Source organism: Shewanella sp. DAU305 (genome assembly GCF_026802235.1).
GTDB lineage: Bacteria > Pseudomonadota > Gammaproteobacteria > Enterobacterales > Shewanellaceae > Shewanella > Shewanella baltica.
Genome location: NZ_CP113808.1, coordinates 1,053,775 through 1,071,078 on the forward strand (window position 1 = coordinate 1,053,775; position 17,304 = coordinate 1,071,078).

The window sequence follows — 17,304 nt, forward strand, 5'->3', positions numbered from 1 at the left end:
CTCAGAGGAGATCCTGCGGATCTCTGTCTAAGCTCCATCGGCAGCGCTTGGCTTCGATAAGCTGCTCTACAAGCGGATGAATACGTTCAAACTCTTGCTGCAGACGGTTGCGGTTTTTAGCTTGGAATAGCAGTTGGCGACGGAACTTGCCGGCTTTTTTATCTAAGGGCGCTGGCATAGGACCAATTACCTCAAATTCTTTATCTTGCGGCAAAAGCGCGGCGAAGGCGTTGAGAAAGTTATCGGCATCACTGGCTAAATGGGCTTCGGCGCGCACCAACACCATGTGCCATGCTGGCGGCAGCAGTGCTTGTTGACGTTCTTTTAACTGGCTGCGAGCAAACTCGCCATAACCGCGGTGCAGTAAATCCCGCAAAATGGGATTGTCGCTCTGGTGAGTTTGCAATAATACCGTGCCGGGTTTACTGGCACGGCCCGCACGACCGGCGACTTGGGTATAGAGCTGCCCAAAACGCTCGGGCGCGCGAAAGTCGGCGCTAAATAAGGCGCCATCGACATCGAGTAGCCCAACAAGCGTCACATCAGGGAAGTGATGACCCTTAGCCAGCATTTGCGTGCCGACGAGGATTTTATATTCGCCCTTATGAATTGCGTTTAAGTGGGTTTCTAGTGAGCCTTTCAAGCGAGTGGTATCGCGGTCGATGCGCACTACTGGATGTTTCGGAAACTCCAGTTGCAGTGCCTCGGCGAGTTGCTCTGTGCCTATACCTTGGCCCATCAGCATAGTGCTACCGCATTTGTGGCATTGCTTAGGGATGGCATATTGATTGCCACAATGGTGGCAGCAAATTTCACCAAGGGATTGATGAACTGTGAAAAACGCGTCGCAGCGGTCGCACTCGTGTAAGTGCCCACACTCGTGACAAAGCAGGGCTGGTGCGAAGCCGCGGCGATTGAGAAACAGTAATACTTGGTTGCCTGCGTCTAAATGCAGACGGATTTCGTTCAGCAGCGGCACCGACATTCCTGCTTTTAACGGCATATTTTTAATGTCGATAATCCCTTGGCGCACTTTTTTAGCCGAGCCAGCGCGCTCACCCAATTGCAAATGATGGTAACGGCCACTTAAGGCATTTTGTAGACTTTCGAGTGAGGGGGTTGCCGTGCCCAATATCACAGGAATTGATTCTAAATGGCCACGCATGACTGCCAAGTCGCGGGCGTGATAACCGACACCTTCCTGTTGCTTGAAGCTACTGTCGTGTTCTTCATCGAGTATGATGATGCCGGGATAGGCCATCGGCGTGAACAAGGCCGAGCGGGTGCCGATAATGATGGCGGCCTGACCGCAGCGGGCTTGGCGCCAAGCTTCGAGTCTTTGATTGTCGGTTAACCCTGAGTGCAATATGGCGACATTGACTTTAAAACGGCGCTTAAAGCGATTGATTGTCTGGGGCGTCAAGCCGATTTCAGGCACTAAAATTAACGCTTGCTTGCCTTGCTTGAGGATTTCCTCGAGCACCGCCAAATAGACTTCAGTTTTACCCGAACCGGTAATGCCTTCTAATAAAGTACAGTGATACCCTTGTTGCAGATTTAAAGTGGCAACGGCGACGGCTTGTTCTTTATTGAGTTTATGTGGCGTTTCGTCCATTTCGAGTGTGGTGCGCCAGTCGAGGTTAAGCTCGGCGATTTTTTCGTGGCGCGCCACCCAGCCTTTATCTTCTAGGGCTTTCAGTGCCGCTTTACTGATATCTAAGCTGATCACTTCTTCTTGGGTTAAGCTGGCGGGTTTGAGTAACTCGAGTAATTTTTTCTGTGCGGGTGCTCGCTTAACCGCTTCTGGCGCAATATTTTGGCCTATCTCAGTTAATTGCCAGAATTGGATCTTTTGCGGCGCGGCATCGAGCCCTTTGCGAAGGGCCACTGGTAAGGCTTGGGTTAGCATCTGCCCTTGGCTGCAAAAATAGTATCTCGCGGCCCAAAGGGTTAATTTATAAAGTGATTCAGGCAACAAAGGTTTATCGTCGATAAACTCAAGCACAGACTTAATCTGCTTAGGCGCTAAGCTGCACGTATCTGTGATACCTGTGACTAATCCGATTAATTGTTGACGACCGAAGGGGACTTTAACGCGCACGCCTATCTGCGGTGTACTAGGATAAGTTTCGGGTACGCGGTAGCTAAAGGTTTGCCGCATAGGCACAGGTAACGCAACTTCGACAAACAATGACATATGCAGGCAAGTCTTAGGCAAGAATGTGGTTTAGTGTACTCAGCGCGGCTGGCTAGGGCTAGCCCTAATGATGGTTTACCAAGGATAGTTGAGAGTAAATAAATGGCTAATATAGTGAAATCATTAGGTCTACTCGCGTTAGTGTGTAGCGCACAGAGCATGGCTCAAGTCTCCCATGTGAGCGTTAACAGCCGCATGTTTGAGTTAGGTGGTTATCCTAAACTCAGGGTGAATGTGATTGCGGACAATCAAGACATGTCGCGCTTAGAGTTTGTAGTGCAGCAAGCCGGCAGCGAAGAAAAGTTAATGGTTGAGGCGCTTAATCGCTTTTTAGTTTTGCTTACGGGTGTTGAAGATGTAAAAGATGACAAGGCTAAACTCTTAGTGAGGGAGTATCGACTCGACCGATGGTATGAGGTCAAAAGTATCAATCTATTTGGTGAGGCTAAGCCAACATTGGCCACGCTAACCGTAAAAGCGGCATCGGGCAGTAAAAATACGACGACAGCGCTGGTGCAAAAGCGTGCGGATAAAGTGAATGCTCAGCCTGTAAAAGTGGCCGCTGAATCCACGCCAGTGGTGGAGGCTAAGCCTGCGACGGCGGTTATCGCGGCTGCAAATACTCATGTCGATACTCATGTAAATACTAAGCCCACAGTGCCAGCGCCTGAAGTCGTGACTGGTTTTAAATTCCCTGAAGCAGCGAATGAGCAAAATACACAGGTTGCTGAGGTAAAGCCTGTCGTTAAAATCTCTGAACCTGTAGCTGTTAAAACAACGCCTGCTGAAAATGTAGTGCCTGAGACTGTTATGTCTAGAATAGTGGCCACTGAAACAGTTAAGTCAACAAATAGCGAACTCAAAGCTAATGCCACTGAAACGTCCCCAACAGCTTCGCAGACACCTGAAAATTGTCAGTTAACTTATCTTACAGGTGAGACCTTGTGGCGTATTGCGAATCGCTATGCCAACGATTGGGACGTGAGTGTTTATGGCGCTATGCTGGCGATCTACGAGGCGAATCCAGCAGCATTCTCAAAAAATAAAATCAACGCACTCAAGAGTAATGCGGCTCTGTCCTGTCCTTCAAAAATGATTTTGGCACAGCATGCTAACGCCAAAGAGGCGCAGGCGATGTTTGAAGCTAAAGAGGCGGGGAAATGAAGCGGCGAACTAAAGTCAAAATAGACGCAGAATAACCGTCAAACGCTCAGATAATCTACTTGTATCCCTTGTGGGTATGCTGTACCATTCTGCGCCCTAAACATATTGTTATTAACATGCATGTGGTGTCCGACTACGGGTTGGAAGAGCGACATGGCCTTACACTTTTGAGGTAACCCCAATGAAACCAGGTATCCACCCAAAATACGCTATCATCACTGCAAACTGTACTTGTGGTAACGTTATCAAAGTAAACTCTACTGCTGGTAAAGATCTGCATTTAGACGTATGTGGTGCATGTCACCCATTCTACACTGGTACACAAAAAGTTGTTGATACCGGCGGTCGTATCGACAAATTCAACAAGCGCTTCGCAGTGCTTGCAAAGAAATAATTGCGATTGCAATGTTTCTAGAAAAGGCGCCTATGGCGCCTTTTTGCTTTCTATCATTTGCCGAACCGCTTTATTTACGCCTATCTTAATACTTATGTTAAATCCCCCATCTGGTACGACTTCACTCAATTAATCGTCAACTTATTGCGTATTGCGAGTTCAAGTATGTAATTCGACTTATTTATAGCAATTAACTATAAGATAAATATGCTAGCCGCTATATATTGTAATTTAACCAACATTTTTGAGATTAACGCGCTACAACTAGCGCTATAACTACAAAATATATGTTTGTTTCCTACAAAATATATTAAGAAATGTAGCTTTATTATAGGAGATAAGTTTATAAAACTAAGCTTAGAGGGTCTATTTGCAGGCTAAAGTGAAATTTCTGAATCTCTTATTTAAAAATTCCCCTTATTGGCGTATCTTACCCCGACCAGCCAGACTGTTAACATCACCCTTTGGTGAGACTAGATGTGTGTTGGTAGGCCTTACTCTCATAAATTATAAATGTCGCATTTCAGGATTTTAAAATGTCAGATATTCGTCAACAAGCACTCGATTATCATGAATTTCCAATACCAGGCAAAACCGCAGTTTGCCTTACCAAACCTGCCGAAACGAGTCACGATCTCGCCCTAGCTTATAGCCCTGGTGTGGCTGAGCCTGTGCGTGAAATCGCGGCTAATCCTGATAATGCGTATCGTTATACCAATAAAGGTAATACGGTTGCCGTGATTACTAATGGTACGGCGATCTTAGGTTTAGGCAATTTAGGCCCCTTGGCTTCTAAACCTGTGATGGAAGGCAAAGCATTATTGTTCAAGCATTTTGCAAATATCGATTCGACAGATATTGAGATCACCCACAATACGCCTGAAGAATTTATCAATACAGTTGCAGCGATTGCTGACACTTTTGGTGGTATCAATCTTGAAGATATTAAAGCGCCCGAATGCTTTGTTATCGAACGTGAATTGATTGCCCGTTGTAAAGTACCGGTATTCCATGACGATCAGCACGGCACCGCAATTGTGACTGCGGCGGGTATGATTAATGCGCTGGAAATTCAAGGCAAGTTGATCAGCGATGCAACGTTTGTGTGTATGGGCGCCGGTGCTGCTGCCATTGCTTGTATGACTATGCTGGTCAAATGTGGTGCGAATCGCGCTAACATTTATATGCTAGACACTAAAGGTGTTATTCATTCTGGCCGTACGGATCTTAATGAATATAAAGCGCTATTTGCGAATGATACCGATAAACGCACGCTTCTTGATGTTATTAAAGGCGCAGACGTGTTTTTAGGCCTATCAGGTCCTGACGTGATTGGTGCAGAAGAAGTTGCGCTGATGGCTGATAAGCCGGTGATTTTTGCTTGTTCTAACCCAGATCCTGAAATCAAACCGGCACTGGCTCACGCAACGCGTAGCGATTTGATCATGGGTACCGGTCGCAGCGATTATCCAAACCAAGTGAATAACGTATTGTGTTTCCCGTTTATTTTCCGTGGTGCCTTGGATGTGCGTGCGTCATGCATTAATGATGAGATGAAAATCGCCGCGGTTCATGCCATTGCTGCACTGGCAAAAGAGCCTGTGCCTGCGAGTGTATTAAAGGCTTATCCTAATGTGACTTCACTGAGTTTTGGCCCTGAATACGTGCTGCCAAAACCTATGGACCCACGTTTATTGCCTAATGTTGCCCGTGCGGTTGCACAGGCGGCTATCGACTCTGGTGTCGCTGCTATCCCTACTTTACCTAAATACGCCGACTAGGCTAGAAGTGGTAAAAACATCGAAAAGAGGCTAATTAGCCTCTTTTTTGTTTTTAAGTGGACATTAAAGTCACAGCGTCTTGGTTGCCTTTTAGGTTATGCTACTGAATAATCAACGGACAACTTTGTTGTACTCCTGTTAAAATCGCACAAATAATTATAATAATCCTGCAGGATAGCGGATAGATGAAATTCACCCGAATGTTAACTACAAAATTAACCAGCTTTTGGTTAATGTCATTAGCCGCTATTGCCTTCGTATTTTTGCTGAGCGCTATGATGAGTTTCGTGCAGCTGACCTATAAATTTCAGCAGCAGAAAGTCGCCGAACTCGAAACTATGTTAGTGGACCAATATCAACACCAACCCGATTGGGATTTGGAAGCTTGGCTGCCGCCCATGCTGCTCGCCTACAATGCTGTTGATTTTCGGCTGACCTTGAAAGATGAAGTGATCTTTGCCTATGAAGGCAATCTCACTACGCAAAATGCCATGGTGTATGACCATGTGTTAGATCCAAAATCTGGTCTGCGTATGCAGCTGACCTTGACCCAACCCTTCGATCATTACACTTTTAGTTGGTATGAAATCTTGATCCTGTTGGTCGGTGTGTTAGCTGTGGCTGCCTTAGTGCGTTTTGGCTATTTATGGTTTTCCCAGCAATTGGATGGCATTGAAGAATTAGCCTTACGCAGTCGATTGATTCTGCAAGGTAAGCACGAGCAAGCACTCGCGGCTCCCGGAAATGGCAAGCCAAGGCTGATTAACCGCGCTTTGACCAAGTTGTTAGAAGAATTACAAGACGCACAAAAAGAACGCGGTCGTTTTGACAAATTCATTCGTTCTAATACCTTTCTCGATGCGGAAACGCGCATTGGTAATCGACTTTTCTTAAATAACCGTCTCGACGCCCTTAGCCATAATCAGGCGATGCTCGCCCATGGGGTGATTTATTTATTAGAGATGGATGATCTGGATTTACTGCAGCAATCCCAAGGTGAAGCGGTAACCAAAGAGTTATTAAACTCAACAGTTAACGCGATAAGCCAATTGCTGCAAACTCAAGCCAACAGTATTTTTGCCCGTCGTTCCCACAATCAATTTGCCATAGTCGTGCCGCAAATCTCGTTAATTGAAGCCGACCAATTTGCCAGTAAGTTACTTAAGATATGTTTGAGCCAGCCTTTACCCGAAGTCGAGAATAGCGATAACTTTTTCCACCTCGGATGCGCTTATTTTACCGCAGGCGACAATGCGGCGCAGTTAATTGAAGAAGCCGATATGGCTTTGAGGGCGGCACAATTACAGGGTAACAGTAATTGGTTTATGTACGACAAAGGCGCGATTGATGAAGAGTTTGCTAAAGGCTCGGTGCGTTGGCGTAGCTTTTTAGAAAACGCGTTAGTGCAAAGGCGATTCTTCCCCTTTAGCCAGCCGATAATTGATTCAGATGGTAATGAGCACCATAAAGAGATATTTACTCGGGCGCGGGATAATCAAGGAGCGTTAATTCGTGCCACACTGTTTATTCCAATGGCGAATAAATGTGGTTTAATGCCGCAAGTCGAACGGCAAATTATTGAGCGGGTATTATTGTTACTGTCGAATGAATTAGCGGACGGCGTGTCGAATGCTCAAACAAATAAAAAATCAGCGCCACAGATATACAGTATTAATCTGAGTTTGGATTCGCTCATGAGTCGAGCTTTTACCCAATGGCTAAAAACGACGCTGTTAGAATATCGTCATTTGACCACACGACTGATTTTCGAAGTGTCGGAAGATATCGTGATTCAGCATCAAGAAAAGTTGCAGCCTAAATTAGATATGATCCGTAAAATGGGCGCGAGATTATGCGTCGATCATGTGGGCCAGCAGGTCGTTGGCACTTACTATATCCGTGAATGTCATTTTGATTTAATTAAGCTACATAGATCGATTGTGCGGCATATTCATTTACGCCCAGAAAACCAATTATTCATCCGTAGCTTGATTGGCGGTTTGTATCGAACGGAAGTGCAAGTTTGTGCCGAAGGGATTGAAGTCTTCGAAGAATGGCAGACACTGCAAATCCTCGGCGTTGGCGCAGCGCAGGGAATGTATTTCAGTGAACCCATTGAAGCTAAGTAAGGCAAGTGCGGTATTTGGGTGACTAATGTCGTCTTAGAGACAAATAGATCCTATTATTCACGTATTTATCTATAAAATACGAGTATTAGCAGCTAAACTATTCAGTGCCAAAATAATGACGTTTGCCGTTTAAATTAGGTATACAGCAGCTCATAGGGCAAGGAACACTGGAGAGTGGAGTAACAGGAAGTTTAAGCATAAGAGACTACTCACGCTTTTAAATTCAGTTGGTTACAGGCATCTTTATGGAAAAAAGTCTTATAGGTCGACTCGCCTTTTGGCAAAAAAGAACGGATCCGACTAGCCTTGGCGTCTATGTTTGTGCCGATAAATTATGGGTTTACGCACCTGCTCAAGGAGATAGTGCTGAGCAGTGGTTACCGTTTGAGCTTAAAGATGAACACTGGTCATCGGCGTTTGCTGCCGTCGCTAAATCCTTCCCTAATGCCCAGTTACAACTGATTTTGGCTTCAGGGCTTTATCAATTACTGCTGACCGATAAACCCAATGTCGATACTGTCGAATTATCCCAAGCCTTGCTGTGGTCAATTAAAGACATGGTTACGCTACCTGTGCCGCAAATCCATTTAGACTATTTCGAGTCACCCATTCCCAGTAATAAAATCAATGTGGTGGTGGTCGATAAAGCTAAACTCGTGAGTATGGTACAGGTCATTCATGAACAAAATTTACAACTTATCGGTATCAGTATCGAAGAGTTAGCCATGACCAACTTATTTGGTGATGACAACCAAGCTCGTCTGGTGGTCAGCCATATTCCAGGGCAAGAGTTGTTATTGACTGTGGTTAAGCAAGGTCAGCTGTATATGCAGCGGCGTGTGCGCGGATTTGCTCAGCTGGATAAGACCCAAGCCGATGAGTTAACTTATGGCATGGCAGACAATTTAAGTTTAGAAATTCAGCGCTCTATGGATTACTTTGAAAGCCAGTTAAGGCAAGCTCCGGTATCTTCTATTGAGCTCCTTGCCGATGGCGCCGTGGATACTTTAGCTAAGCTAGTGTCGGCAAACTTTAATCAAGCTGTGAATGTTATCGATAAAAGCTGTGTTGGCGCGCGAATGGCGGGATTAGCCTTCGCCGAATTTTCCAGAGGTGCTGAGTGATTAAATACCGAGTCAATCTCTACACTCCTTCCTTACTTCCGCCGAAGCAAAGATTAACCTTTGCACGTTTGGGGGCTTATGCTGCGGGATTTTTGGTCCTATTTGCGGCTTTAGGCGGTTATAGCTACTGGCAAGTCAGTGAGCTGCAACAGGCTCAGCAATTGGCTGCCCAGCAAAAGTTGCAATTCGATACCCAAAAACAGGCATTAGAAGCACAAATTGCCGCGCGTAAACCCGATGCCGATCTTGTTGCGCGAGTCGATTTAGCGGCACAACAGTTAGAGCTTAAGCAGTTACTCATGGGTGAATTGAGCCTTAGGGCCTCTCTAACCAGCCGAGGTTTTGCGCCTGTACTTAAAGATTTAGCGGTCGTGTCGGATGCTAGCGTGTGGCTTAGTCATATCGTCATTAATGAGCAAGATTTTATGTTCGAAGGTTTTGCCGACCATCCCCAAAGCATTCCGCAGTGGATTGGCAAACTTAAGACTACGCAGACTTTAAAGGGGCAAGCTTTCTCGTCGATGAGCATGGATCGCGGTGAAGATAAACCTTTGGCCTTTACCTTGAAGAGCGATAACAAGGAGGAGACCGCGCAATGAAGCAAAAGTTAGCCCAAATAGGACAACAGTTTGATGCGTTAAGTCGCCGAGAGCGAGTGTTGATCTCAGTCGCCATTCTGGCTGTGGTCGGCATGCTGAGCTATTTACCCTTAGAGTCCCTGTGGAAAACCCATGTGGCGTTGTCACAACAGTTAAAAGCTTTAGAGCAAGAAAACGCGATTTCGGCCCAGCAGGTTGACTTGTATCAGCAACGTTTAGCCTTGGATCCCAATCAAGATTACCAACAGCGTTTAGTATTATTAGAGCAACAAAATCAAGCTTTAGATGCCCAGCTCAATGAGCAGATGGTGGATATGGTGCCGGCAGACTATATGCCACAGCTGCTGGGTAATTTACTGGGACAAGTGCAAGGGATTAAATTAATTAAGTTTATGTCGATAGCGCCCATTCCCCTGTTAGCTGTGGGTGACGAGAAGAAACTCAATCTGTATAGCCATGGTATTCGTATGAGCTTAGAGGGCGATTATTTCTCTGTGCTGCGCTTTGTGGAAGCCGTTGAGGCCATGCCTGATAAACTTTATTGGAAGCGTCTCGACTATAAAGTCGCAGAATATCCCCAAGCGACAGTAGAGATTGAACTTTATACCTTGAGCATTAATAAGGACTTTATCAGTGTCTCTAAATAAGTCTCATATTATCAGTGTGTTGTTATTGTTCAGCAGCCCTATGGTGTCTGCTGAATCACTGCGTGACCCTACCTTGCCCGGTAAAGGTTTTGCAGTGGTAGGTCATGCGAGTCAAGTGCAGGCTCAGGCAATGGTACTTAACAGCATAGTGAGTTCAGGCAACACGGCTTATGCTGTGATAAATAACAAGATATTGTCGGTTGGCGACAGCATTGAGGGGCAGAGTATCGTCAAGATCACCCCCACTTATGTGTCGCTGTCCGATGGACGGAAATTGACATTGTTTCAAGCAATAACAGAGAGATAGGGAATACACCTCAGATGAAAGCGATTAAATACTTTACACCTCTGCTCTCACTTTGCCTTGTGGCGTGTCAGACCACAAACAGGCCACAGCCGGAGGCGAGTAAGGCGGAATTAGCGGCCTCAATGGCGACGGCGACGGCATCAACGACGCCACCGCCTGCGACTATGCCGGATGCGGTTCAGCGAGAATTGAATTCGGGCGCTTTACTGTCAGGCTTAACCCCTGCGCTGGAAACTGAGCGTCGTTTTGATGTCTCTGCCCATGATGTGGATGCCAAAGTATTTTTTCCAAGCTTAGTCCAAGGTACGCCGCTGAGTGTTGCCGTGCATCCCGATGTGCAAGGTACGATTTCGTTATCCCTTAAAGGTGTAACTTTAAGCGAAGCGATTCAAGTGGTTGAAGATATCTACGGTTACGAAGTGAGCCGTGAAGGGCGTATTCTAAGAGTGTTCCCCGCTGGAATGCGTACTGAGACTTTCCCGCTGAATTATCTTTATATGGAGCGCGACGGCTTATCAGTGACCTCAGTGAGTTCTGGGCGCATTTCCGATAGCAATAATTCCAATAGTAATTCGAGCAATAACAACTCAAATAATAGTGGTTCGAGTAATAACAGCTCCAACAGCAGTAATGGTAATAACTCCAGCAGCAATGGTAGCAGCGATAGCAGTAACGGCACATTTATCCGCTCGCGCACTAAGACTGATTTTTGGGGCGAGCTGAAAGAAACGTTGACGGCGATTATTGGTGACACAGGAAATGGGCGGCAAGTGGTGGTCACGCCGCAGGCGGGTTTAGTGACCATTCGTGCTTTCCCAAGTGAATTACGCCAAGTTCGCACTTTCTTAAATTCCGCCGAGAGTCATCTGCAGCGCCAAGTGATCTTGGAGGCTAAGATCATCGAAGTCACATTATCTGATGGCTATCAGCAGGGCATCCAATGGGAGAATGTGCTTGGTCATGTTGGCAATACGAATGTGAATTTTGGGACTTCGAAAGGCCCTGGTTTAAGCGATAAAATCACCTCGGCGATTGGTGGCGTGACCTCGCTGAGCATTAAAGGCTCAGACTTTACGACCATGATCAATCTGTTAGATACCCAAGGCGATGTGGATGTATTGTCTAGCCCAAGGGTGACTGCATCGAATAACCAAAAAGCGGTGATTAAAGTCGGTACTGATGAGTACTTTGTCACCGACGTTTCATCGACCACAGTAGCGGGCGCAACGCCTGTGACCACTCCACAAGTCGAGCTTACGCCGTTTTTCTCAGGTATTGCCTTAGATGTCACGCCGCAAATTGATAGTGACGGCAATGTGTTATTGCACGTGCATCCATCCGTTATCGATGTGAAAGAGCAGACTAAAGATATCAAAGTGAGTGATGCTTCGTTGGAGCTACCTTTAGCGCAGAGTGAAATTCGCGAGTCTGATACCGTTATCCGCGCCGCTTCCGGTGACGTAGTCATCATAGGTGGCTTGATGAAGAGCGAAAATACCGAAGTCGTCTCGCAAGTGCCTTTGTTGGGTGATATTCCTTTCCTCGGGGAATTGTTTAAAAACCGCAGCAAGCAAAAGAAGAAAACTGAGCTGATTATTCTGTTAAAACCTACGGTAGTTGGCGTCGATACCTGGAAAACTGAGCTACAACGTTCTAAGACCTTATTAGATCGTTGGTATCCGGAGACAAAGTAAGCTTCTATGTATCAGAAGCATTTTGGCTTAAACCAAGCCCCATTTTCATTGACACCCAATACCGGATTTTTTTTCGGCCTATCGCCACACGTAGAAGCCTTGCAAGTGTTGCAAACTGCGCTACAAACGGGTGAAGGTTTTATCAAGGTGACAGGGGAGGTGGGGACAGGTAAAACTCTGATTTGCCGCAAGCTTATCAATGAATTACCGACTAAGTTCCATTGTGCCTATCTGCCCAATCCTTACCTCACGCCTGCAGAGTTACGCTGGGCGGTGGCGAGTGAGTTAGGCCTTAAATACGCCAGCAATATCGATCAGCAGCAGCTCACTGGGCTTATCCAGCAGCAGCTTTTAGCGTTGAGCGCCCATGGTCACGCCATCGTATTAGTGCTCGATGAAGCGCAGGCATTGCCGGACGACAGTCTAGAAGCGTTGCGGTTATTCACTAATCTCGAAACCGAGACGCGAAAATTATTGCAGGTGGTGTTATTTGGGCAACCTGAGCTTGATGAAAGGCTTAAACGCCAAGAATTCAGGCAATTAAGACAACGTATTACTTTTAGCTACAACCTTCGCCCACTGACATGGGATGAAACCGATGCTTATATTCGTCACAGATTAGCCATAGCAGGGCGTGCGGGCGAACCACTCTTTACATCACGGGAAACACGTCAAATTGCCTATGCGTCCCGAGGGATCCCCAGATTGATCAATATTCTTGCCCACAAAGCCTTGTTACTGAGTTTCGGCGAGGGTGCTACGCGTGTGCAAACCTCCCACGTTAAAGCGGCGATTCAAGACACTGAAGATGCGAGCGTGCGCCGATTATTGTCGTGGAAATGGCTGCCTTTTTTCACTCTGATAACTGTGGTGTTCGGTTTGGGATTACAACACGTTTTGAGGAGTGTTGTATGAGCGTGATCAACAAGATGTTGCAGGATCTCGACAAACGTCAGCAGGGACATGAACTCAGCAATGTGGCTCAGCCGCAGGTGCAATATTTAGCTCGCAGGCGTTCATCATCTCATTGGCTGCTACTCTGTGGTGTGTCACTGCTACTCGGTGGCGGCGCGGTTTATGGCTGGCAATTTTTCATGGCAAAGCCTGCAGAAGCGACAGCTTCAGCTCAAGTGTATGAACAACATAGATTTACCGCTAAAACTGAGCCTGTGCGGATGGAGAGTCTTGTCTCAAAAGAGTCTTCACCTAACGTCGATGCCGCTGCTGAACCCTTGAAGCTTGCGACTGCGCAGAAGATTGCGGCAGTGATGACAGCGAATAGTGAAGAGTTTGAACCAAGTGCCACCGAAGGGGCATCGAGTCAGGCACCAGAATTAGGAACCGCAAAAGAAGCTGAGCATGAGCAACAAGCTCAGTCTCAGTCGCAACCACAACAAAAACCACAAGCAGACGTGAGCCTTGTACTCGCAGATAACAAGGTCGATACGGTAAGCGAGCCAAGCCACTCGCAGCCAAATAGTGCGACATCGAGCGTGCGTAGCGCCGAGGTCACTGTAGCAGCGCCCTCTGCGTTAATGATGTCGGAGCGGGCCAGTGTGGCCGCCGATAATGAAGGTAACGCGAGTAATGGGCTTAACGTACAAGAAGTTAAAGCTGATGCAGGCACTCATCAACTCGCGCCCAAAGAACAAGGGCAAATGGCGATTACTGAGGTGAAGTTAACGCCAAAGCAGCTGGCAAAGAAGCGGTTTACGTTAGCGAGCGAGGCCGAAAGGGATGGCAAGCTCAAAGATGCCATTAGTTACTATGAGCAAACCTTGGCGCTTGGACCCAGTATGCACGAAGCGCGCAAGCAATTGGCTGCGCTGCATTATGGTCAAGGTCAATTAGCCAAAGCCAGCGAAGTGTTGCAGCAAGGTATGCTGTTATTCCCGCAGCAATTAGACTTTGCCTTATTGCTCGCTCGGGTTCAGCAAGCCGCTGGTCAGGCTGATCTCGCATTAGCGACGTTAGCCAACATACCTGATACACATCCGCTGGCGAGACAAAAGTGGATGGCACAATCGGATCTGGCGCAAAAGCTAGGGCAGTTTTCCGTTTCGGAACAAGCCTACAGGCAGTTATTACAACAAGAACCCCAACAGGCTAAATGGTGGATGGGACTAGCTTATGCGCTTGATTCGCAGCTGCAATTCTCCCAAGCACGCCAAGCCTATCGGACTGCATTAGGCCACAGAGGCTTATCGGCGCAGGCGAGTGCCTTTATCGAACAACGTTTGACTCAGCTAGGAGATAGCCAATGAAACCCAGATTAAAAATGCGTTTGGGCGATCTGTTAGTTCAAGAAGCCATTATTACCGAAGCGCAGTTGCAACAGGCGTTAGGCGAGCAGCGTAATACGGGCAAAAAACTGGGCCGTACCCTCATTGATTTGCAATCGATTACTGAGCATCAGTTGCTGCAGTTCTTGTCGCAACAATTGAATGTGCCTTTGCTTGATATCAGTAAAATGCCAATCCCAGCGGAAGTCGTGCATCTTATTCCTGAGGTGCAAGCTCGACGTTTCCGCGCTTTAGCGGTTGAAGACAGGGGCGATAGCGTACTGGTTGCAATGAGTGATCCTGCCGATTTGCAGGCGCTCGATCACCTCGAAATGCTTATCGCACCTAAGCGTTTGAAGTTAGCGGTAGCGCCCGAGCAGCAACTGCTGCAAGCGTTTGATAACTTATATCGCCGTACAGATCAAATTGCTCAGATCGCCGGTAAGCTCGAAGAAGAATACGCCGCCGATGAGATGTTCGATTTAGCCAGCCTGACTTCTGGCGACAGTGACAATGAAACCACAGTGGTTAAGCTGCTGCAGTCGATTTTTGAGGATGCGGTGCAAATGCGCGCCTCGGATATCCATATCGAACCCGGTGATAAAGCCCTACGTATTCGCCAGCGTATCGATGGTCAGTTACACGAAACGATTCTGAATGAAGTTAATATTGCCGCGGCTTTAGTATTGCGACTTAAGTTGATGGCAGGACTCGATATTTCTGAAAAACGTTTGCCGCAGGATGGCCGTTTTCATATGGAAATCAAAGGTCATCATATCGATGTGCGTATGTCGACCATGCCGATTTACCACGGTGAATCTGTGGTAATGCGTTTACTCGACCAATCGGCGGGTTTATTGACCCTAAACGAAACCGGTATGCCGCCTGCTATTTTGGCGCGTATTCGTAAACAGATTAAACGCCCCCACGGCATGTTGTTGGTCACTGGTCCCACGGGTAGCGGTAAAACCACTACTTTGTACGGTATTTTGAGCGAGCTCAATACCGCCGACCGTAAGATCATCACGGTTGAAGATCCGGTCGAGTATCAATTGCCACGGATAAACCAAGTACAAGTTAACCATAAGATTGGCTTGAACTTTTCCAACGTATTGCGCACCACCTTGCGTCAAGACCCCGATATCATCATGGTCGGGGAAATGCGTGATCAAGAAACTGTTGAGATTGGTCTGAGGGGCGCATTAACGGGTCACTTTGTGTTATCGACTTTGCACACTAACGATGCGGTCACCAGTGCACTGCGTTTGCTCGATATGGGCGCTGCGAGTTATTTAGTTGCCAGTGCCTTAAGGGTGATTATTGCCCAGCGTTTAGTGCGCCGTGTTTGCCATAACTGTGGCGTTGAGTATCAGCCGACACCGCAGGAAAAAGCTTGGCTGAGTAGTGTGAGTCGCAAAGATTTTACCCATGCAAACTTTAGAATCGGTACCGGTTGCCAGAGTTGTAACGGCAGTGGTTATCGTGGCCGTATTGGTATTTTTGAGATCCTCGAGCTCGACGAAAAGATGATCGATGCGATGCGTACCGGTAATCCGCAGGATTTCGCCAGAGCCGCGTTGCAGAGCCCTAACTTTACCCCGCTCGCCGAGTCAGCGTTGCAATATTTGAGCGAAGGCATGACGACCATTGAAGAGGTGGCTAAGCTGGTAGAGGACGTGAGTGAATCTCAGATACCTTTGTCGAAGGATATTATTAGCCAACAAGGCGTTGAGGCGTAATTATGCCGATTTATCAATACCGTGGACGCAGTGGTCAAGGTCAGTCTGTTACGGGGCAATTGGATGCTGCGTCGGAAAGTGCTGCCGCTGACATGCTATTGGCGCGGGGAATTATTCCCCTCGAAGTCAAAGTCGCTAAAGTGGTTAAGTCATTCTCACTGACCCAGCTGTTTGGCGGTAAAGTCGCGTTAGAAGAATTACAGATTTTTACTCGGCAAATGTATTCTCTGACTCGTTCTGGCATCCCGATTTTGCGGGCGATTGCGGGCTTGTCTGAAACCGCGCATTCCCAGCGCATGAAAGATGCGCTTAACGATATTTCTGAGCAGCTCACCGCAGGGCGCCCCTTGTCATCATCCATGAATCAACATCCCGATGTGTTTGATTCCTTGTTTGTTTCTATGGTGCACGTTGGTGAGAACACCGGTAAGTTAGAAGATGCCTTTATTCAGCTGTCGGGTTATATCGAGCGTGAGCAGGAAACGCGGCGACGAATTAAATCGGCCATGCGTTATCCCATGTTTGTATTGATTTCGATTGCACTCGCTATGGTGATCCTCAATATCATGGTGATCCCTAAGTTCGCCGAGATGTTTTCCCGCTTTGGTGCCGACTTACCTTGGGCGACAAAAGTGCTGATTGGTACATCGAATCTGTTTGTGAATTATTGGGCGCTGATGTTGGTGGCGCTGATCGGCACTATTATCGGCATCCGTTATTGGCACCATACGGAAAAGGGCGAGAAACAGTGGGATAAGTGGAAACTGCACATCCCCGCCGTAGGATCGATTATCGAGCGCTCGACGTTAGCCCGTTATTGTCGCAGTTTCTCTATGATGCTGAGCGCTGGCGTGCCGATGACGCAGGCCCTAAGTTTAGTGGCTGATGCGGTAGATAATGCCTACATGCACGACAAAATAGTCGGTATGCGCCGTGGGATTGAGTCTGGCGACTCTATGTTAAGGGTATCGAATCAGAGCAAGTTATTTACGCCGCTGGTGCTGCAAATGGTGGCCGTGGGTGAAGAGACGGGGCAAATCGATCAATTACTCAATGATGCGGCAGACTTCTATGAGGGCGAAGTAGACTATGATTTAAAGAACCTCACCGCTAAATTGGAGCCTATTTTGATCGGTTTTGTGGCCGTGATTGTACTCGTGTTGGCCTTGGGGATATACCTGCCCATGTGGGATATGCTTAATGTGGTCAAGGGCGGTAAATAATCGATATGGATAATGTTTATCTTC

The 17,304-nt window shown here is 47.1% G+C and carries 14 protein-coding genes; 13 read left to right on the forward strand and 1 reads right to left on the reverse strand.

The window, feature by feature from the left end:
- Window position 1 precedes the first annotated feature (1 nt).
- A complete protein-coding gene (gene priA / locus OX890_RS04680) occupies window positions 2-2,197 on the reverse strand; it encodes a primosomal protein N' (RefSeq protein WP_259560287.1) in 2,196 nt (731 codons plus the stop codon).
- 102 nt (window positions 2,198-2,299) lie between these two features.
- Here priA and OX890_RS04685 point away from each other — a divergent pair, with 102 nt between their 5' ends.
- From OX890_RS04685 to OX890_RS04745, 13 genes are all read left to right on the forward strand, one after another.
- The gene (locus tag OX890_RS04685; RefSeq protein WP_268650157.1) at window positions 2,300-3,361 is read left to right on the forward strand and encodes a FimV/HubP family polar landmark protein; all 1,062 of its coding nucleotides are present in this window, start codon (window positions 2,300-2,302) and stop codon (window positions 3,359-3,361) included.
- A gap of 181 nt (window positions 3,362-3,542) precedes the next feature.
- Window positions 3,543-3,755, forward strand: coding sequence for a 50S ribosomal protein L31 (gene rpmE / locus OX890_RS04690; RefSeq protein ID WP_006083277.1), 213 nt, complete (start codon window positions 3,543-3,545; stop codon window positions 3,753-3,755).
- A 536-nt stretch (window positions 3,756-4,291) separates the two neighbouring features.
- Window positions 4,292-5,536 carry a malic enzyme-like NAD(P)-binding protein gene (locus tag OX890_RS04695; protein ID WP_006083276.1) on the forward strand — a complete coding sequence of 415 codons (1,245 nt, stop codon included), beginning with the start codon at window positions 4,292-4,294 and terminating at the stop codon, window positions 5,534-5,536.
- Between the two features lie 185 nt (window positions 5,537-5,721).
- Window positions 5,722-7,665, forward strand: a complete 1,944-nt coding sequence (gene csrD, locus OX890_RS04700) for an RNase E specificity factor CsrD (protein ID WP_126491069.1) — start codon at window positions 5,722-5,724, stop codon at window positions 7,663-7,665.
- Window positions 7,666-7,910: 245 nt separating this feature from the next.
- Window positions 7,911-8,789: a hypothetical protein gene (locus OX890_RS04705; RefSeq protein WP_063883333.1), complete on the forward strand. Its 879-nt coding sequence runs from the start codon at window positions 7,911-7,913 to the stop codon at window positions 8,787-8,789.
- The gene (locus OX890_RS04710; RefSeq protein WP_012088113.1) at window positions 8,786-9,388 is read left to right on the forward strand and encodes a hypothetical protein; all 603 of its coding nucleotides are present in this window, start codon (window positions 8,786-8,788) and stop codon (window positions 9,386-9,388) included. Before OX890_RS04705 ends, OX890_RS04710 begins: the two co-directional genes overlap by 4 nt.
- Window positions 9,385-10,035, forward strand: a complete 651-nt coding sequence (locus tag OX890_RS04715) for an MSHA biogenesis protein MshJ (protein ID WP_126491070.1) — start codon at window positions 9,385-9,387, stop codon at window positions 10,033-10,035. The genes OX890_RS04710 and OX890_RS04715 overlap by 4 nt, the downstream gene beginning before the upstream one ends.
- Window positions 10,022-10,342, forward strand: coding sequence for an MSHA biogenesis protein MshK (locus OX890_RS04720; RefSeq protein WP_126491071.1), 321 nt, complete (start codon window positions 10,022-10,024; stop codon window positions 10,340-10,342). Before OX890_RS04715 ends, OX890_RS04720 begins: the two co-directional genes overlap by 14 nt.
- A 14-nt stretch (window positions 10,343-10,356) precedes the next feature.
- Window positions 10,357-12,036, forward strand: a complete 1,680-nt coding sequence (gene mshL, locus OX890_RS04725; protein ID WP_268650158.1) for a pilus (MSHA type) biogenesis protein MshL — start codon at window positions 10,357-10,359, stop codon at window positions 12,034-12,036.
- Window positions 12,037-12,042: 6 nt separating this feature from the next.
- Complete coding sequence (locus OX890_RS04730) at window positions 12,043-12,951, forward strand: ExeA family protein (protein ID WP_011847945.1); 909 nt, start codon at window positions 12,043-12,045, stop codon at window positions 12,949-12,951.
- Entirely contained in the window at window positions 12,948-14,300 is a 1,353-nt protein-coding gene (locus OX890_RS04735; protein ID WP_268650159.1) for a tetratricopeptide repeat protein, read from the forward strand. Before OX890_RS04730 ends, OX890_RS04735 begins: the two co-directional genes overlap by 4 nt.
- Complete coding sequence (locus tag OX890_RS04740) at window positions 14,297-16,057, forward strand: GspE/PulE family protein (RefSeq protein WP_115335629.1); 1,761 nt, start codon at window positions 14,297-14,299, stop codon at window positions 16,055-16,057. The genes OX890_RS04735 and OX890_RS04740 overlap by 4 nt, the downstream gene beginning before the upstream one ends.
- 2 nt (window positions 16,058-16,059) lie before the next feature.
- Entirely contained in the window at window positions 16,060-17,280 is a 1,221-nt protein-coding gene (locus OX890_RS04745) for a type II secretion system F family protein (protein ID WP_012586663.1), read from the forward strand.
- Window positions 17,281-17,304: the final 24 nt, after the last annotated feature.